Source organism: Clostridium malenominatum, assembly GCF_039521365.1.
In the GTDB taxonomy this organism is placed as follows: Bacteria; Bacillota; Clostridia; order Clostridiales; family Clostridiaceae; genus Clostridium_AW; species Clostridium_AW malenominatum.
In genome coordinates this window covers 68,535-88,237 of the sequence record NZ_BAAACF010000006.1, presented here as the reverse complement: position 1 = coordinate 88,237, position 19,703 = coordinate 68,535, and the positions used below count along the sequence as shown (strand labels likewise).

Sequence of the window (19,703 nt, the reverse complement as noted above, 5' to 3'; positions counted from 1 at the left end):
TCATAAGATCACTTCTTTTAAGAATTATAATATTATTATAATATATGTAAATAATTAAGATTTACAAAGTCATTACAAGTAAGTATTTGATAATAAATATGAGGATATGTATGGTAAAATATAGGTATAATTATATTAATTTAAAGGAGAGAGAACTATGTACGAATATAAGTATGAGAATTGTGAAATGGGGAGCTTTTTCACAACGGCTAATCATCATAAAGTGATTGAAAAACATGCAAAGGATGGATGGAGATTACTTCAAATAGTACCTACTTATTATAATAGTCATGGTAAACCTACAGCTTATGAAATTATTTTTGAAAGAAAAATAGAGGAATGATATTTTGGGGGAATAAAATGAGTAATAGTAAATTAATGAATAAGTTCAAAATTTTATTATTTATTATGATGTTAATGTCATTTACTGCATGTACAAAGGAAGGAACTAAAGGTAATACAAAGGAAAAATTAGGAGTAATTACTGAAGCAAAATTATCTCCTAATGAAGAAGCTTTAGTAAAGCCTTTAAGTGATAAATACTTTATTTTCGAAGGGAAATTAAATACTGATGAATATAAATGGGTAGAGCTTTGGGTAGATTATTATGAGAAGGGCAAACTACAAAGTAAAGCTATGGGATTTGGAAGCAGCATAGAAGATAAAAAGGAAATGAAAATTTCTTTTATAATTCAAAAGGATATTGATACAAAAGACAATAAAGAGATATGGAATTTATCGGTAATAGATGGAGGAGGATATGGTAGTGCAAAAACGTCACATTATAAAACGGGTAAAGCTAACATGTCTTCTTGGCAGAGCGCAAAAAATCTAGAAATTAAAGAAGAAGATCCTGTAGTACTAGCAGCAATATTAGAATCTCATGGAGATTCCATGAACTCTTTGACAGAAGAATTCTTTCAAAATCCAGATAAATATAAAAATAAGTTAGAAGAATATGATTATGCATATATATTAAAGTGCAGATTCTCAAAGGAAAAAATGAATTATGAAGAAAAGCTGAGAATTGAAGATATTGTATCCATGGAAATAAAGTTTGATGACACTTTAAAAGAAACTTATAGAAAAGAGAATAATTCAAAGGAAATTGAAAGTTTCATAAATGCGTATAATAGTTCGACACCATTTTTAGAAGAAGAAAAAGAGAAGGGTCATATTAATGTAGTAATTAAACTTGAAAATGGAGGGGAAATTTACTTTAATGGAGGTAATAATAAATATATTAAAGTAAATAAAGATGGAAGGGAAAGAAAGATAACTGGAGAAGATATAATTAAGATATTTGAAAATTTTTCTGGCCAATTTAATAATGACTAATAAAAAACAAGGGAGGAAAAGATCATGAAAGAAATAGTTTTTGCCGGGGGATGTTTTTGGGGAGTAGAGGAGTATATGTCACGTATAGAAGGAGTTTTGGAAACTTCTGTGGGATATGCTAATGGACATTTGGAAGACCCTACCTATGAGAAGGTTTGTACAGGAAATACAGGGCATGCAGAAGCCTGTGTTGTAAAGTATGATGAAAATGTAATAAGTTTAGAAGAATTGTTAAAAAAGTTTTGGGAAATTATTGACCCTACCATAATAAATAGACAAGGAAATGATATTGGTCACCAATATAGAACAGGGATTTATTATATAAATGAACAAGATTTAGATACCATATTAAAGAGTAAAGAAGAAGAGGGTAAAAAACATTCGAAACCAATAGTTACTGATATTGAACCTTTAGAAGTTTATTATGAAGCGGAAGAATATCATCAAAAATATCTAAAGAAAAATCCAGGTGGATACTGTCATATAAAACTATAGATAAATTTTAGGCTATTAATAAATAAATTATTAATAGCCTAAGTATTTTATTTCCAAATGTAAGTTGTTGTCTTTTTCCTAAAGTTGGGTATAATCATATATAAAGGGAGTTGATTATATGAAAAATTATTACAAGGTTGTATTAAGAAAGTCAATAGTACTTTTAACCCTGTCTTTTGGATTGTTATTTGCTGTAGCTACCACCTTAGTATGGAAATATGACCTAAGTATATGGTTTGGCGTTGGAATTTCTTTTGCCATAGTATTTTTACAGTTTTTATTAGGTCCTATGATTATAGATATATTTTATGATGTATGGTTTGAAAATTACGATATATGTATAAGTAAAAATGTATTAGAATTTATTGAAGATTCCTGTAGGGAATATAATATGCCTACTCCTAGAATAGGAATAATTAAAGATGGTAATCCAAATGCTTTTACCTATGGTCATATACCAAGAAATGCAAGAATAGTAGTAACCACAGGTTTATTAGATATATTAAATGAAGAAGAGCAAAAGGCCGTAATAGCTCATGAGTTAGGCCATATAAAGCATTATGATTTTATAGCTATGATGATAGTATCTTTAATACCAATGATACTTTATCAAATATATATAAGGACAAAAGATAAAAAATCTGATGTGAAATATTTGATTGGATTAGGAGCCTATGGGGCTTACCTACTTAGTGGATTTTTAGTATTGGGTTTTTCTAGAATGAGGGAATATTACTCAGATAATTTTGCAAAGGAGATAATGGGCGAAGGAGAAGCATTAAAGAATGCTTTGATTAAAATAGCCTATGGAACTACTAGTAGAGAAGCAAATAAAAATCCTAGAACATCTTGCATGGCTTTTACTAACAATATACAAAACGATGCATGGATGTTATCAACTTATAAGCTAGAAGGGGATAATAAGCTTGATGAAAAACTTATAAGATGGGATTTAAAGAACCCTTGGGCAAAGTGGTATGAAATAAATAGTACTCATCCTATAACAGGAAAGAGAATTATAGCATTAAATAATATAGAGATTGAAGATAATGAGAGTTGGAAGAAGGGGTTAGGAAATTTTCTTTTGGAAGCCATAATTAATATGCTGCCTTATTCAATATTTTTTATGGGGCTTATTTTATTTATTGCAGGAGATGGTTCAAGCTCTTATAGATTCATTAAGGAAAAGCCTTTATATTTGTCAATACTAGGTCTTAGTATATTAATTAAATATTATTTTTCTTATGGAAAAAGGTATGAAGAAAAGAGTATTCGAGAACTTTTAGAAATGGAAGATGCTTCTCCAGTAAAGGGTATCCCAGCAATACTTAAAGGAAAAGTTATAGGTAAAGGTATACCAGGATTATTTTACAGCGAAGATTTAGTTGTAGATGATGGAACAGGTATAATGCTAGTGGATTATAGACAGCCATTAAAAATTCTTCAATGGATATTTGGATTGTTTGAACTTGAAAAGTATATGGAGAAAGAAGTTGAAATTATAGGATGGTATAAAAGAAGCAGTAAACCTTATTTTGTATGCAAATATATAATATTCAATGGAGAAAAGGCTCAGTGCTTTAATTATCTACTGACTAAAATATTTGGATATTTGTTATTGGCTGGTGGCGTTATTTTATCAATTATGTAATAGAAGAGTGCTTTTGAACTAAGTTCAAAAGCACTCTTTTTAAAACTTTATATTATTTATTGAATTATCCTCAAAAAATGTATTTACGTTATAAAGGATTAAAACATTATCAATACTATTATCCTGAATAAGGGTACTTAAATCTTCATTATAAAATCTTAAATCTATCATGTATATTTCACTAAAATGCTCAGTCAAAAATGGCACGAAGCTATTAGCATAGGAATCCTTTAAAATCAAAAGTTTTTTTCCATTATCTAAACCTGTACTAATTTTAACTAAAGGATGGTTTCCATCGAAGAATACTGTGTATTTATCTTTTTTTGAAATATTGTCCATAGTATAAAGAGAATTAAAGGTTTCATTTTTATCTGAATAAAATACCTTTAAATTTTCCTCTTCTTTAGGAAGATATAAGTATATATCATCAGGCTTTAAGTTTCTAAAGCCGCTTTTAGAATACATAGAACCGTAAAAGCTATCTGTGGCCTTAGTTATATTAAAATTCTCTTCATTTTTAGGAGATAAATTCATAGCTTCTCCAAGTGTTCTATATGCATAGTAGGCTCCCTTAGTAGTCCAGTGATGATCTGTTCTGTAGTATATATACTCATCACTTTTATTCTTCAGTGAAGAATAGACGTCAACAAATTTTATATCACTTGGAAGTAAGTTTTTAACTTTATCTATATAAACCTTTTGATCCTCGGGAGAAGCAAAATTAGGTAGTTTATCTTCTAAAACTTTTATTGAATTTGGAATAAGCATAAAGTACTTATTTATTTCTTTATTCTTAGAAGAAAAGGTATTAATACTTTCAATTCTGCTCTTCAAGCTTTCCTCTGAAGGTTTATTAAACATTTGAAATAAGTAATCATCTTTACCTAAATATACTCCATTGTTATCTTTTTTACCAATTAATTTTTCAGAGGTGGATTTCACTCCTATCCAAAAATCCCTAAAGGGAAATTGGTCTGCTACATACTTTTCATAATCAGAGGTATATTTACCTTTTAAAAGTTTTGATAATGAAAATTTAGGTTTTTGTTGAAGTACTCTATTTTCACTTTCAGAAAATTTTCTTTGTGGAACTATTATGTTGTAAGAGAATACTAGAATCAAGCATCCTATGAATACTATTCCTAATATATTTTTATAAAGTTTATTTAAGCTATCCAATATATCACCTCTTTACATAGCTTTTAGAATCTAAAGTATAGGAAAGGATTATAGCTTTCATTAACTAAATAGGCAGTACAAATAAATAAAAGAGCTACATATATAATAGGAACTAATACATGTTTTAAAGAGCTTTCCTTGATTTTATTCATTATCTTTTTTTGTAATGGAGTGGAGAAAATTATAAGACATATAATTAATAAACCATTAGTGTAAAGGTAATAAAGTGATTTGTAATCAAAAAAAGGAACTCTCACTCCAAACATTATACTTAAGAAGGAGGATATATTTGCTAGTTTATCAAAATCAAATATAACCCAACCGATAATTATAAGCAGTATAGCGTATATGTGGCTTATAAACTTAGGCTTACTCTGTAACCATTTTAGAATGAAGTATTTTTCTAAAACTAATATAGTTCCAAAATATAAACCCCATAATACAAAGTTCCAGCTAGCTCCATGCCAAAACCCTGTCAAAAACCAAACCAAAAATAAATTTCTTAAATGTTTATATTTTCCTAATCTATTGCCTCCAAGAGGTATATAAACATATTCCCTAAACCAAGATCCTAAGGATATATGCCATCTTCTCCAAAATTCTGTTATACTTTTAGATATATAAGGATAGTTAAAGTTTATATCTAAATCGAACCCAAGCATTTTTCCAAGGCCAATGGCCATATCTGAATATCCACTAAAGTCAAAATAAATTTGAAAAGTAAAGGCAATAATACCAAGCCAAGCTGAAATAGTAGAGAGTTCGGTAAAGGATGTTCCTTTTACGTTTGTCCAAAGAAGTCCTATGTTATTAGCTAGCAATACTTTTTTGCAAAGTCCAATGATGAATATTTCAGTTCCTTCTCCAAATTTTTGGAGAGATTCTTTTCTTTCATTCAATTGTTTATGTATGTCCCCATATTTGACAATGGGGCCTGCGACTAACTGAGGAAACATGGCTACATAAGCACCGAAGGAGATAATGTTTTTTTGTATCGGAGCTGTTTTTAAATAGATATCTATAACATATGACATAGTTTGGAAGGTATAAAAAGATATACCTACAGGTAGTGGAAGAGGGGAAGTGGAAATACTTACCCCTAGTAAATTATTTATATTCAATACCATAAAATTGTAATATTTAAAAAAGAATAATATCCCTAGGTTAACTACCATTGAGTTTATCAAAACTAACTTAGGAATAGCTTTGTGTTCTCTATATTTATGGATAAGTAATCCATTAAAATAATCAAAAACTGTAGAGAAAATCATTATTGATATATATACTGGTTCCCCCCAGCCATAGAAAACAAGGCTTGCTAGGAGCAATACAAAATTTCTTAAGCTTTTTGGTGATAAATAATATATCAGCAAAGTTATGGGAAGAAACTTAAAAATAAATACTAAACTGCTAAAAATCAAAGCTTGTACCTCCCAACATATTATTTAAAACTTTCATAGAAAAGTTCTTTTTGTTTGTCCCCATCCTTTGATATTGTAAAAAATATAAAGTTATCTTTTACTTCTAAAATATGATTTTCAATTAAATTATACTCTTCAGGAAGATAATCCTTAAAGCTTGTACTTTGAGCATCAACTCTGTTTTGTATTTTTTCTTTTATAGAATCTATATCCTTAGAGTCTTTTAGCTTTACTATCAATAATTCCTCTGCTTTAATGTTAGACGGAGGAGTTAATAAAAAGAAGTTTTCTATCTCATTTTCCTTTATATCATATGACTTGTATAGTTTTTCGCTGTCTCCATCTTTCATTTGAGATAAATCCATAGCTTGTTTAATTTTTTCGCCAATTTCTTTAGAGGAAGGATTTTTTTTAGAAGCTTTTTGTGAAGAACATCCAAATAAAATTCCAGTAGGTAATATTATAAGTAAGAACAATAACAATATGTTTTTCAATAAATTTTTCATGATACCACTTCCTAATTATAGATTTTCATTTTCAATGATATAGTCTTTTACATAGTTTAAAAGCTGTTCGTAAAACGGTGCTTTAAAATGTATGCCATCTGGCTCGTGAAGTTCTGAACCATTTTTTAATATAGGTTGTGTATTTATAAATGTTATACCTTCTTTTTTAGCCATATCTTCTAGTGCTAGGTTGAACTCATAAATACGTTTATTTGAAAAAGAAGGACGTTTTTCCTCAGCTGCCTTTGTTACGGGCAAAATAGATAAAATATGAATCTTTGCTTGAGGAAGATTTTCTTTTATAGTTTCTACCAACTGAAAATAATCAACTACAAAAGCATCACTAGTAAGTTTTTCATCAACTAAGTCATTATTTCCTAAAAAAATAAATACATTTTTGGGGTCTAATAGTGTTATTTTATTAGCTTCTTTTTGAGCTTTTAAAGCTGTAAGTCCTTTTTTAAATATTACATGATTTTCATCTAGAAACTCATAAAAATATAACCCTTCAGTAATAGAATCACCAAAAAATAAACTGTCTTTAAAAAAGGTTTTGTTATCTATATTAATGTTTTTATTAACTTTTACTTCTTCTTTGTATTGTTTTTCTTCGGTTTTTGCATTTATATCTATATTTTTATTTTCGTCTGTGCTTGTATTTGTATCTAAACCTGTATTTGTACTTGTCACTGTTAATGAAGATTTGTCTAGCCTTTTAGCTGATATTAAACTGTTCAACGGTATAAAGACTACAAACCCAATTGTGATTAGAACTGATAGTTTAATTAGTTTTTTAATTAGTTTTTTTCTTAAAATTTTTTTTGACTTTTTCATAATGTGCCTCCAATATTATTACAATTTATGACTAGAATACAAAAAATATTATAATATATTCATTTACGAAAAAGGTTACAAAAGATTTAAGTTTTAAATATACAAATATACAAATAGTTATCACAAAATACCCCTTGTAAAATAAACTATTAATAGTAATAATATGTAATGGTGGGTTTTAATGAGAGTATTAAGAAGAGGTAGCAGAGGAACAGACGTAATGGAAATTCAATCCCTACTTAAAAAAATTGGGTATAATCCTGGAGTCATTGACGGTATATTTGGAGTGGCTACAGAAAATGCTGTGAAAGCTTTTCAAAGAAACAACAGGCTTACTCCCGATGGAATAGTGGGGCCTAACACCTATAGAATAATGGAAAGACTCCTTTTAGGATATGACAATTACACCATAAAGCCAGGAGACACATTATATAATATTGCTCAAAGATATTACACACAATTATATAAAATATTAGTGGCAAACCCTGGCTTAGACCCATACAACCTTATTCCAGGAACGAAAATTGTAGTTCCTTATGGTATAGATGTTGTAGATACTAATATTGATTATACCTACGATATATTAAAAAGGGATATTGAGGGATTAAAAAAGAGGTATCCTTTTATAACAGTAGGTTCTGCTGGGAAAAGTGTTTTAGGTAGAGAATTATATTATATAAGGCTGGGAGTGGGACCAAATGAGGTTTTTTATAACGGTGCTCATCATTCTCTAGAATGGATAACCTCTCCACTACTTATGAAGTTCACGGAAAATTTTCTGGAGAGTTATATTTTAGGGAGAGAAATGAGAGGCTATAATATAGGAGACGTTTGGAGCGAGAGTAGTATTTATATAATGCCAATGGTTAACCCTGATGGTGTAGATTTAGTACTAAACGGACTAAGTAGAGATAACCCTTATTATAATCAGTTAATAAGATGGAATAATGGAAGTACAAACTTCTCTACTGATTGGCAGGCAAATAATAGAGGAGTAGATTTAAACCATAATTACAATGCTGGCTGGCAGCAATCTAAAGACGCAGAAAGAGAATATGGAATAATGGGACCGGGACCTACAAGATACTCAGGACCTTATCCAGAATCTGAACCTGAGGTTCAAGCTGTAGTAAGATTTACAAGAAGTCATAACTTTAGATTGGTATTGGCTTATCATAGTCAAGGAGAGGTCATATATTGGCAGTACGATGGATTAACTCCACCAGAGTCTAGAGCAATAGGAGAAGTATTCTCTAGAGTTAGTGGTTATGCCTTAAGTGAGACCACTGGTATAGCATCCTATGCTGGATATAAAGATTGGTTTATTCAAGATTTTAGAAAACCTGGTTATACAATAGAAGTAGGTAGGGGTAGAAATCCTCTTCCAATATCCCAATTTGATAGAATATATAATGATAATGAAGAGCTTCTCATATTGGCAGCGGTTATTTAAATATAAATTAAAATTATAAACGGTAAGTAAAAGGAATTTTATAATTATAAAATTCCTTTTATTATTATAAATGATATAATGTAAGCTAGAGAATTATAGGAGGTTAACTAAATGGACGCAATAAAATTAGTAGCAATTTTTGCATTAATTATTGTTTTAATTAAAATAAAAAAGACTTTATCATTTTCCATTTTTTGTGGAGCCATTGCAACTAGTATTTTATATAATGTTGGATTCATTAAAACAATTAATGTGACTTTTAAGTCAATAACAAGCTGGAGTACAATATCAATTCTTTTAATTTTTTATATGATTACATTTCTTCAAAGAATGCTGGAGAAAAGAGGACACCTTGACTTAGCACAAAAGTCACTAAATGGTCTTTTTAATAATCGAAGAATAAATGCTTCAATTGCATCATTCTTTATTGGGCTGCTTCCATCTGCAGGAGCAGTATTTATCTGTGGTTCTATGGTAGATTCAGCCTGCGGAGATTATTTAACGAGAGAAGAAAAAACATTTGTGACAAGCTATTATAGACATATTCCTGAAAGTTTTATGCCTACATACACCACTATTATACTAGGAACACAACTAAGCGGTATTCCAGTGTCATCATTTATAATAGCTATGATTCCTGTAGTTTTATTTTTATTTGTTTTAGGATATTTATTTTATCTTAGAAAAATCCCTAAAGAAACGGGGCAAGAAAAAAGTGCCAGTCGCAGCAAAGACTTGTTAAATCTTATTCTAAGTCTATGGACTATCGCATTGACAATTATACTTATCTTAGTATTTAATTTACCTGTTTATACTGCAACATTGATTTCTATAGTACTATCAATTTTCATAAATAAATTTAAGTTTAAAGAGCTTAAGCCAATGTTTATTTCTGCATTTGAGTATAAAATAATGACTAGCTCAATTGTAGTAATGATTTTCAAAGATATTATTACTGCTACTGGTGTTATCGAAACTTTACCAGGAATGTTTCAAAAACTACCTATTCCAACGCCTATTGTATTTGCACTTATATTCTTCTTTGGAACAATTATAAGCGGTGCTACTGCAATGGTCGCTTTATGTTTACCATTAGCATTGGCGGCAATTCCTAATGGAGGATTGCCATTGATGGTATTACTAATGAGTATTTCTTATGCTGCAATGCAAATTTCCCCAACTCATATTTGTTTAACTCTTGTTGTGGAGTACTTTAAAACATCTATGGTAGATTTATTAAAGAGGACAACCCCTGTTATTAGCACATTTTGCGTTTTTGTAATAGGATATTATTTGTTGTTAAATTTTTGGTTTTATTAAACTACAATTACAAATTAATTAGTCCTAACTTTCTTTTTTGAAAAATTGTAAATACTACAAAGTTAGTGTATAATTAATTAGTTATTTTAAAATAAAAAATTAGGAAGTGATAATTTGGACAGATCTAAACAATTAGGGGAAGAGAGTATAGGTAAGCTTTTGATGAAGTTTTCAGTACCAGCAATAATAGGCATGGTTGTAAATGCTTTATATAATATGGTTGATAGAATTTTTATCGGTAATATTGGAGGCGGAGTAGGAGCCTTAGCTATATCAGGTATTGCAGTAGGATACCCTCTTACACTAATTAACATGGCCTTTGCTATGTTGATAGGTATAGGTTCTTCTACTATGATATCTATAAAATTAGGAGAAAAAAAGAAAGAAGAAGCAGAAAAAATCCTTGGAAATGCATTCGTATTAATAATTATTATTTCAATATTAATAGGTGTTATAGGACTAACTTTTTTAGAGGATTTGTTAAAAATTTTCGGTGGAAGCCCAGACACTCTGCCTTATGCTAAAGGTTACATGAAATATATAATCGGGGGAGCAATACTTCAAAACATAGGTTTCAGTATGAATAATATTATTCGTGCTGAAGGTAATCCCAAAATTGCCATGGCTACTATGTTAATTGGTGCTGTAATCAATACAATTTTAGACCCCATCTTTATTTTTGTATTTAACATGGGAGTGGATGGAGCAGCGATAGCTACCATAATAGCACAAGCAGTATCTTCTATATGGGTATTAGCTTACTTCTTTGGTAGAAAGAGTACATTGAAAATTAAAAAAGAAAATTTAAGACTAAGTTTAACCACTATGAAAATTATATTCTCCATAGGAATGTCTCCTTTTGCTATGCAATTAGCGGCAAGCCTAGTTACTACCCTGTATAATAAAAATTTAGTAGCCTATGGTGGAGATTTAGCAGTGGGAGCTATGGGTATAATAAATAGTATAATTATGTTATTTTTTATGCCAATGTTTGGCATAAACCAAGGATGTCAGCCTATAATCGGATATAATTATGGAGCAAGACAATATGATAGAGTACTTAAGGCTTTAAAGCTTGCAGTATCTGCGGGAACAATACTTGCAACGGTAGGATTTATCCTTATACAGACATTCCCAAGAGCCTTTATACAAATATTTAATAGAGATAACGCAGAACTTATAGCATTAGGAAGTCATGGAATTAGAATTCATATGATGATGATGCCTATAATAGGCTTTCAAATAATAAGCTCTAATTATTTTCAAGCTGTGGGAAAAGCAAAGATAGCAATATTTTTAAGCCTTTCAAGACAATTTATATTGTTAGTACCATTACTTATAATATTGCCACCGATTTTTAAATTAAATGGTGTTTGGATGACCGGTCCTATAGCGGATACATTATCTTCAGTTTTAACGGCGATTCTTTTGCTTAGGGATATTAAAATTTTGAAAAGTAAAAAGAATGATGATAATATAGAAGAACTTGAATATCAAGCTAACTAAAGAATAAAGTATATCACAATAATAAATGTGATATACTTTATTCTTTTAGTTCCATATAAATACCAATATATGTAGAATTTATTATTGAATTGTAATATAATATATAGTATGGTTATTAATATTCCAGGAAAAAGGGGAGAATTCCTATGACGCTATATAATGAGAATAATATAGAAATAATAAGCGATGATATAAGATACTTAAAACTTTTAGGAACTAAGTATCCAACTATATCTTCCGCTAGTTCTGAAATAATAAACTTGCAAGCAATTTTAAATCTTCCAAAGGGAACAGAGCATTTTATAAGCGATATTCATGGCGAATATGAATCTTTTACTCATATGCTTAAAAATGCTTCTGGTGTAATAAAGAGAAAGTTAGATGATATATTTGGCACATCCCTTATGGAAAGAGACAAAGCAAGCATTGCAACTTTAATTTATTATCCAGAAGAAAAAATGGATTTATTAAAGCAAAGGGAACAAAATTTAGAAGAATGGTATAAAGTAACTCTTTATAGATTGATACAGGTATGTAAATCTGTATCCTCAAAGTACACTAGATCAAAGGTTAGAAAAGCACTTCCAAAGGATTTTGCATATATAATTGAAGAATTACTAAATGAACAAGGTGACAGAGTAAATAAGCAAGATTACTATACTGGAATTATAAATACTATTATAGAAATAGGCTGTGCAGATGCTTTTGTAATTGCCTTATCTAAGGTAATTCAAAGATTAGTGGTGGATAGACTTCATATAATTGGAGATATTTATGATAGGGGACCAGGAGCTGAAATAGTTATGGATGCTTTAATGGATCACCATTCCATTGATTTTCAATGGGGAAATCATGATATACTTTGGATGGGAGCAGCATCGGGTTCTAGGGCATGTGTTGCTAATGTTTTAAGAATATCTTTAAGATATGCAAACTTAAGCACTTTAGAAGATGGATATGGAATTAATCTTCTACCTCTTGCTACTTTTGCAATGGAAACATATAATAATGATCCATGTGAGTGTTTTATTCCAAAGACATTAGATAAAGACATTAGTGAAGGTGACCAGCACCTTTATGCGAAAATGCATAAAGCTATAGCTATTATTCAGTTTAAACTAGAAGGACAAAAGATAAAAAGAAGACCTGAATTTGAAATGGATTATATGCTTTTATTAGATAAGATTAATTTTGAAGAGGGTACTGTGGAAGTTAATAAAAAGAAATATAAAATGAGGGATATGAGCTTACCAACAGTGGATCCTAAGGAACCTTATAAATTGACTTTAGAAGAGGAAGAGTTGATAAGTAAACTAACTAGATCCTTTGTTAATAGCGAAAAACTTCAAAAGCACATACGCTTTATGTATAGCAAAGGTAATTTATATTTAGTATACAATTCTAATCTCTTATATCATGGATGCATTCCATTAAATAAAGATGGTAGCTTTAAAAAATTAGTTATCCAGGATAAAGAATATTATGGTAAATCCTTGCTAGATATATTTGAGTATTATGCAAGGGAAGCATATTTTTATAAAAATGATACAGATGTAAAAAATCATGCCATGGACATGATGTGGTATTTATGGTGCGGTCCATATTCACCGCTTTTTGGAAAAGATAGAATTACCACCTTTGAAAGATATTTTATTGAAGAAAAAGAAACTCATAAAGAAAATCAAAACTATTATTATAAATATAGAGATAGCGAAGAATTATGTAATAGAATATTTGAAGAATTTAAATTAAACCCTAAAATTTCTCATATTATAAATGGACATATTCCTGTAAAAACAATTAAAGGGGAAAGTCCTGTAAAGGGCAATGGTAAACTTTTGGTAATTGATGGAGGATTCTGTAGAGCATATCAACCAGAAACAGGTATAGCAGGGTACACTTTAATATATAATTCCTATGGATTGCTACTATCTTCCCATGAGCCTTTTGAATCAACTAAAAAGGCAATTGAAGAAGAAAGTGATATTCTAAGCTCTACTGTGATTCTAGAACATTCTGCTGTAAGAAAAAGAGTTGCAGATACAGACATAGGCAAAAAATTACAAAATGAAATATTAGATTTAGAAAAGCTTTTAATTGCCTATAGAAAAGGGTTAATTGAGGAAAAAGAAATTTAAGAAAATTGGTTTCCAATTTTCAATTAACTAGTTGTTAGTTTTTGAGTTTTTAGTTAAGGAAAAAGAATTCCCCTAGGGGAATTCTTTAAATTTTTATAAGCTAGAAATTCCTAAGAAATTTCATCCGCAACTAGGAAACTAAAAAATTAAAAAACTATTAACTAAAATAAATATTCTTTATAGGTTTCCCATCTCTCCCCATTCCATTTTAGTATAGAAATGTTATCAAAATAAGTATGGAATTGTGGATTATATTTATTTACATAATCCCAAATGGGGTGAAATTTATCAGGTTTTAATCTGCTAACTATTGTACAATGATAAACTTTATCTTTTCCTTCATGAGGTTTCCAATCTAACCAAGGTAAGATTTTTAATTCATCAATAAATTGGTCGTGAATTTCTATTGCTCCTTTAGAAGGTAAAACTCTCATAAAAACTACTGCATCCCTAAAATAATCAAAGCCCGATATTTCCAAAGCTTCTTTTTTTCTATCCTTTATAAATCTCTCTAAAATATCTTCTACTTCATCTATTCTATCTGTTTCAAAGGGAGCCTTTATAGTAAAATGAGCAGGAAGTTTTTGAGGTCTTACCTTATATTTAGAGCAAACTTCTTCTACTAGTTTTTCGTGAAAATTAAGCACATCATCCTTTAAAAGACATACTATTACATATCTATTCATGCGATTATCTCCTTTAAATAGTTTGCAATTAGTATTCTTTATATTCGTTATTATTATTACTAAAACTCTCAGTAGTTTTTCTTTGAAAATCTTTAAACCAGCTTCCCTGGTAAGTAAGCATCCCTGTATCTCCTTCAATAAGTTGTCCATATATTCTTCCGCTCAATGATAATTCTAATCTTTCTCCATGCTCAGTTTGGAAGGTTATATAGTAGGTAGTAGAGCTATGGTGGTGAGTATGGTTGTCATTGTCATGATGAACATGGTTAGACACATCTGCTCTCTTGCCAATTACTTTAGCTTCTACGCTAATAATAGGGGAGTTAGAGTTTTTTACATAACTTTTGATACTGGATATAATAACGAAGGCAAAAGCTATAACAAATAGCATGAAAAATAATGCAAAAAAAGGTGGCATACCACCAAAGAATCCTCCTCCAAATGGGTCTCTCGGAAACATAAAATCACTCCTTTCGTCTATATACTATTATTCTATTCAAATAAGTAAAATCCTTTCATTGTCAATAGAAAAAAGGGTGCAAAACTATAGTATGTTTTCCACCCTTTTACGTTAATTATCTCCATTAACAATATTATAATATGAGTTTACTGTTAAAAAGTAATACATCATATATATAAATGTATAGGCTCCCATGGTTATAAAAATTGGTATGGTAAAATCAGTATTAAATACTCTAGATAGAAGAGATGAAGCTACTAAGCTGTGAGTTATTCCTACTATTAGAGGAAGTAAAAACACTATTAATATTTGCTTACTTATAGAGGCTTTAATCTCTTTGTTTGTTACCCCGATATTTTTTATGATTTTATATCTATTTTTATCATCGTTAGCTTCAGATAGCTGTTTAAAGAATATTATACTGCCAGTTGCAGCTAGAAATACTAGTCCTAAAAAGGCACCAATAAATATAGTTGCACCAGATGCGGCTAAGCCACCTCTATACTGTGAATAGTATGAAGAATAACTTAATGGCCAGTGAGAAGTTTTAGGCATAAGTGCTGTTATCTCTTTAGTAAGTTCGGCACTATCTTTTCTATTATCAGTTATATATCCTTTTATTCTATATACATTTTCAGGTTTATATGACTTATTATAAACCTCATCCTTTACAACGGCTACCGTAGACATCATGCTCTGATTAGCTAGAGTATGAGTTTTAAAGGCTTTTATTTGTAAGTTTAGTTTTTCCTTGCTCTGATCAATGGTGATAGTTTCGCCTGTATAGTTTCTCATAAATGCTGGAACAAATTGTTCATCAAAGACTAAGGCTTCGCTTTGGGTATTTAAATTTAAGTTGTATTGTAGCCCTCTTGCCTTTGCAATTTCATTATATTTACTTTCTGATATTATATAAAACTCAGATATAGGTTTAGATTCTAATCCGGTTCCAGTTTTTACATTTATAAGGTTAGGCCAGTTTCCTTTAACCTTAAGAAATTCCATATCAACTGAATTCAAAAGTTTGTTTTTAGGATATTTAGCTATAATTTTCTCTACTTTTTTATCTAGTTCCTTATCTTTGCTTGCATAAGCATAAGTAAAACCATAGGAGTTATTAAGCTTTGTTGTAAAGTCGTAATAAAGACTAGCTGTAACTTCCATAGCTGTAAGAGTAGTAGCACTGAGCACTGCTATGGTTGCTAAGGTTCTTGCGCTGCCCTTAATTCTATATAAAAGCTGAGAAGTACCAATCATGTTTATCCCACTATAGTATCTTTTCTTATTTTTCCTAGATAGCTTAATGACTAATAAGGTTAAGGAAGAAAATAAAGCATAGGTTCCTAGCACTGTCAAACCTAAGGTTATGAATATTACACTAGGATTAAAACCTTTAGATGTATCAAGATAAATAAAGTATCCATAACCAATTAAAACTATAGCAAGTATAGAAAATATTATGGAAGATTTAGGTTCCTTTTCCCTTGTATTTTCAGATTTAAATAGCTCAATAAGTTTAAATTTATATATTAAAGTATAACTGTGCAGTGAGGTAATTAAAAATAATACTGCAAATACAAGGGCTGTATCTAAAATAGCTTTAAAAGAGATCATAAATTTTATATCTCCAGAAAAGCCCATAAGATTAATTAAAAGCATTATGAATAACTTGGATAAAAGTCCTCCTATGGCTATTCCGCTAGCTAGAGCTAATATTCCCATGACTAAATTTTCATAGAAAAGCATTCGTCCAATTTGTTTCTTTCTAATTCCAAGTAAAGAATATAAGGCTACTTCCTTTTTTCGTTTTCTAGTAAAGAAGGAGTTTGAGTACCACATGAACATTGCGGCAAATATAGCAATAACTACTGAGGCAGCTTTAAAAGCTATTGCAAGTTGCATGGAACCTCCAACAATTTCTAGAACCTGAGTATTGTATTGAATGGAGGTAAAGGTAAAGTAAATCATTATGCTAAAAATCATTGATACAAAGTATAAAAAGTAGTTATAAAAGTTTCCCTTTATATTTTTAAAGGCTATATTAAATAAACCCATTTAAATTTCCTCCTTACATATCGTTTAGTCCACCGCCAAGAGTTTTTAAAACATCAAGTATCTTTTGGAAAAACTCTTTACGGGATGCCCCTCGAGTAAGCTCTGTAAATAAAAGACCATCCTTTATAAAGATTATTCTTTTACAGTAGCTTGCTGCAAAGGCGTCGTGAGTTACCATCATTATAGTGGTATTATTATTTTCATTTAAATCACTTAAAGACTGTAAAAGCTCAGTAGAAGATTTTGAGTCCAAAGACCCTGTAGGTTCATCGGCAAGAACTAAAGCAGGCTTGTTTATAATAGCTCTTGCAGCAGCTGTCCTTTGTTTTTGACCGCCAGAAATTTCATATGGATATTTACTTAAAATATCGTCTATTCCAAGATCTACAGAAACATCTCTAAGTCTTTTTTCTATTTCCTTAACATTGACCTTAGATAAGGTTAAGGGAAGTATAATATTTTCCTTAACGGTTAACGTATCTAATAAATTAAAATCCTGGAAAATAAATCCTAATTTGTTTCTTCTAAATAAAGATAGCTTTTCTTCATTCATTTTAACAATATCGTCACCACCTATGGTTACAGAGCCACCAGTAGGTTTATCTATAGTTGAGATAATATTTAAAAGTGTTGTTTTACCAGCACCAGAAGGTCCCATTATTCCAACAAATTCACCTTCTTTAATATTTAAGTTTATATCCTGTAATGCTGTATATACATTTCCTCTTGAACCATAAACTTTTTTTAAGTTTTTAGCAACTAGTACGTCATTCATATTTTAATCCTCCTGAAAAATATGTTACTTCAATCTATAATCCTATTTTATAAAAATTAAAAAGTTTAAACCATTTTTTTATCTTACAAAGGGCAGTTTTATCCTTACATTTTTGTCACATAGATTTTAAAATGACTAAAGGCAGCCAAATTTGGCTGCCATAATAATCATCTAGATACATCAAGGTACTCTGAAAGCTTGGGAAAAATTAAAATAATTTTGGTATATTCCCTATATTTAGATTCTACATATATATCATGACCAAGTTTTCGGACTAATCTCTTAGAAAGATAAAGGCCAAAACCTGTAGATTTAGAATTTTCTCTTCCGTTATAGCCTGTAAAGCCTTTATCAAAAATCCTATCAACATCTTCGGTTTTAATTCCAATGCCGTTATCTTCTATAGTTAGCTCGTGACCCCTATTATTCTTAATTCCATATATTTTAATTTTTCCACCAGAATTAGTATATTTTAAGGAGTTATCTAGAATTTGATCTAATACAAAAGATAGCCACTTTTTATCTGTAACAAGCACTAATTCTGTATTTTCAATTTCTACTTTTATTTTTTTATTTATAAAGGTTTTAGCATGCTTTTTTACAGTTTCCTTAACTACTCTGTCCAGCTCAACTTCATTTATAAGGTAATCCTTAGAAAAATCATCTATCTTTGAATAATATAAAGCTTGCTCTATGTAGCTTTCTACTTTATCTAGTTCTTCCTCAAGGCTTGAAAGAACTGCAGCAGTAGGTTTATTTAAGCTGTTTTCAATTAAAAGTCTGCTAACGGCTATAGGAGTTTTAATTTGATGAACCCAAGAAGTTATAAATTCTTCATTATCTTTCTTAGTATCATAAAGCTTTTGAATTTTTTCATTTTGGTATTCATAGACATCCTTTAAAAGATGGTGAAATAGTTTTTGTTCGTAACTTTTAGGTTTGGGAACTCTATAGAATAACTCATCATTATTATTCTTTACTATATCATTAATTGTTTTATAATAATTTTTTATAAATAAATAATTTAAAACTAAATAAAGAGTGAAAAATATAAAAGAAACTGCATTAAGATAAATAATATTGCCCATACTAACTTTCATGCTACTATCTAGAGATATAACAGCGGAAACAAAGCTCATTAAAAGAAGATAAAAAAGTAGGGAGTATCTTTTATCAGCTAAATATTTATCAAATCTCATATTATTATATATCCTTGCCCTTTCTTAGTTTGTATATAATTTTCAATATCTAAGTCCTCTAGTTTTTTTCTAAGTCTGTTTATATTTACTGTAAGTGTATTATCATCAACGAAATTTTCATCTTCCCAAAGACTTCTCATTATAGAATCTCTGCTTATTATGCTACCTTTATCTTTCATAAGTACATATAAGATTTTGAACTCGTTTTTAGTAAGTTCTACTTTTTTATCATTATAAGATACAGTGCTATCCTTTAAATTTAATATTAAATTCCTATGTTCAATTACATTTGCTTCAGTACTCATATAATCATAGGTTCTTCTTAAAAGGGCATTTATTTTTGCCATAAGTACCTCTAAAGAAAAAGGCTTTTGCACAAAGTCATCGCCACCCATATTAATAGCCATTACTATATCCATATTGCTATTTCTTGAGGAAATAAATATAATAGGTACCTTTGATACTTCACGTATTTTTCCACACCAATAAAAGCCATCATAGGAAGGAAGATTTATATCAAGTAAAATTAGATGAGGTTCATAGTTTATAAACTCATTAAATACTTGATTAAAGTCTTTCACATAAAGCCCATCAAATCCCCAACGGTGTATATTTTCTAAAATTATTTCACGCATTTTTAAGTCATCTTCAATAATAAGTATTTTAAACATTTAATGACCTCTTTCA

General features: G+C 29.6%; 18 protein-coding genes. 8 read left to right on the top strand and 10 right to left on the bottom strand.

Features of this window, described 5'->3' with window-relative positions; genetic code table 11:
- The first annotated feature begins 157 nt into the window (after positions 1-157).
- From ABDZ69_RS14760 to ABDZ69_RS14745, 4 genes are all read left to right on the top strand, one after another.
- A complete protein-coding gene (locus ABDZ69_RS14760; protein ID WP_343770835.1) occupies positions 158-343 on the top strand; it encodes a DUF4177 domain-containing protein in 186 nt (61 codons plus the stop codon).
- A gap of 17 nt (positions 344-360) precedes the next feature.
- A complete protein-coding gene (locus ABDZ69_RS14755; protein WP_343770834.1) occupies positions 361-1,338 on the top strand; it encodes a hypothetical protein in 978 nt (325 codons plus the stop codon).
- A gap of 24 nt (positions 1,339-1,362) precedes the next feature.
- A complete protein-coding gene (gene msrA, locus ABDZ69_RS14750) occupies positions 1,363-1,833 on the top strand; it encodes a peptide-methionine (S)-S-oxide reductase MsrA (RefSeq protein WP_343770833.1) in 471 nt (156 codons plus the stop codon).
- A 118-nt stretch (positions 1,834-1,951) separates the two neighbouring features.
- Positions 1,952-3,484 carry a zinc metalloprotease HtpX gene (locus ABDZ69_RS14745; RefSeq protein WP_343770832.1) on the top strand — a complete coding sequence of 511 codons (1,533 nt, stop codon included), beginning with the start codon at positions 1,952-1,954 and terminating at the stop codon, positions 3,482-3,484.
- Between the two features lie 39 nt (positions 3,485-3,523).
- Here the strand turns inward: ABDZ69_RS14745 and ABDZ69_RS14740 are convergent, their stop codons facing one another.
- The 4 genes from ABDZ69_RS14740 to ABDZ69_RS14725 are packed head-to-tail and all read right to left on the bottom strand — an operon-like array spanning position 3,524 to position 7,424.
- A complete protein-coding gene (locus ABDZ69_RS14740; RefSeq protein ID WP_343770830.1) occupies positions 3,524-4,663 on the bottom strand; it encodes a DHHW family protein in 1,140 nt (379 codons plus the stop codon).
- Between the two features lie 23 nt (positions 4,664-4,686).
- Entirely contained in the window at positions 4,687-6,084 is a 1,398-nt protein-coding gene (locus ABDZ69_RS14735) for an MBOAT family O-acyltransferase (RefSeq protein ID WP_343770829.1), read from the bottom strand.
- A gap of 20 nt (positions 6,085-6,104) precedes the next feature.
- Complete coding sequence (locus ABDZ69_RS14730) at positions 6,105-6,590, bottom strand: DUF4358 domain-containing protein (protein WP_343770827.1); 486 nt, start codon at positions 6,588-6,590, stop codon at positions 6,105-6,107.
- A gap of 15 nt (positions 6,591-6,605) precedes the next feature.
- Entirely contained in the window at positions 6,606-7,424 is an 819-nt protein-coding gene (locus tag ABDZ69_RS14725) for a GDSL-type esterase/lipase family protein (protein ID WP_343770826.1), read from the bottom strand.
- Positions 7,425-7,605: 181 nt separating this feature from the next.
- Between ABDZ69_RS14725 and ABDZ69_RS14720 the strand changes: the two genes are divergently transcribed.
- From ABDZ69_RS14720 to ABDZ69_RS14705, 4 genes are all read left to right on the top strand, one after another.
- Complete coding sequence (locus ABDZ69_RS14720; RefSeq protein WP_343770825.1) at positions 7,606-8,877, top strand: M14 family metallopeptidase; 1,272 nt, start codon at positions 7,606-7,608, stop codon at positions 8,875-8,877.
- Between the two features lie 111 nt (positions 8,878-8,988).
- Complete coding sequence (locus ABDZ69_RS14715) at positions 8,989-10,197, top strand: DUF401 family protein (protein ID WP_343770823.1); 1,209 nt, start codon at positions 8,989-8,991, stop codon at positions 10,195-10,197.
- A gap of 114 nt (positions 10,198-10,311) precedes the next feature.
- On the top strand, positions 10,312-11,703 hold the full coding sequence (locus ABDZ69_RS14710) for an MATE family efflux transporter (protein WP_343770822.1): 1,392 nt from the start codon (positions 10,312-10,314) through the stop codon (positions 11,701-11,703).
- Between the two features lie 146 nt (positions 11,704-11,849).
- Positions 11,850-13,841 (top strand): fructose-1,6-bisphosphatase, encoded by a 1,992-nt coding sequence (locus tag ABDZ69_RS14705; protein ID WP_343770820.1) that lies wholly within the window; start codon positions 11,850-11,852, stop codon positions 13,839-13,841.
- Between the two features lie 161 nt (positions 13,842-14,002).
- Here the strand turns inward: ABDZ69_RS14705 and ABDZ69_RS14700 are convergent, their stop codons facing one another.
- From ABDZ69_RS14700 to ABDZ69_RS14675, 6 genes are all read right to left on the bottom strand, one after another.
- Positions 14,003-14,527 (bottom strand): 2'-5' RNA ligase family protein, encoded by a 525-nt coding sequence (locus ABDZ69_RS14700; protein ID WP_343770819.1) that lies wholly within the window; start codon positions 14,525-14,527, stop codon positions 14,003-14,005.
- A 28-nt stretch (positions 14,528-14,555) separates the two neighbouring features.
- Entirely contained in the window at positions 14,556-14,987 is a 432-nt protein-coding gene (locus tag ABDZ69_RS14695; protein ID WP_343770817.1) for a DUF2500 domain-containing protein, read from the bottom strand.
- A 111-nt stretch (positions 14,988-15,098) separates the two neighbouring features.
- Entirely contained in the window at positions 15,099-17,042 is a 1,944-nt protein-coding gene (locus ABDZ69_RS14690) for an FtsX-like permease family protein (RefSeq protein ID WP_343770816.1), read from the bottom strand.
- 13 nt (positions 17,043-17,055) lie between these two features.
- Positions 17,056-17,817 carry an ABC transporter ATP-binding protein gene (locus tag ABDZ69_RS14685; RefSeq protein ID WP_343770814.1) on the bottom strand — a complete coding sequence of 254 codons (762 nt, stop codon included), beginning with the start codon at positions 17,815-17,817 and terminating at the stop codon, positions 17,056-17,058.
- Between the two features lie 167 nt (positions 17,818-17,984).
- Positions 17,985-19,016 (bottom strand): sensor histidine kinase, encoded by a 1,032-nt coding sequence (locus ABDZ69_RS14680; RefSeq protein WP_343770813.1) that lies wholly within the window; start codon positions 19,014-19,016, stop codon positions 17,985-17,987.
- Positions 19,013-19,687, bottom strand: a complete 675-nt coding sequence (locus tag ABDZ69_RS14675; protein WP_343770811.1) for a response regulator transcription factor — start codon at positions 19,685-19,687, stop codon at positions 19,013-19,015. Before ABDZ69_RS14675 ends, ABDZ69_RS14680 begins: the two co-directional genes overlap by 4 nt.
- Between the last annotated feature and the right edge of the window lie 16 nt (positions 19,688-19,703).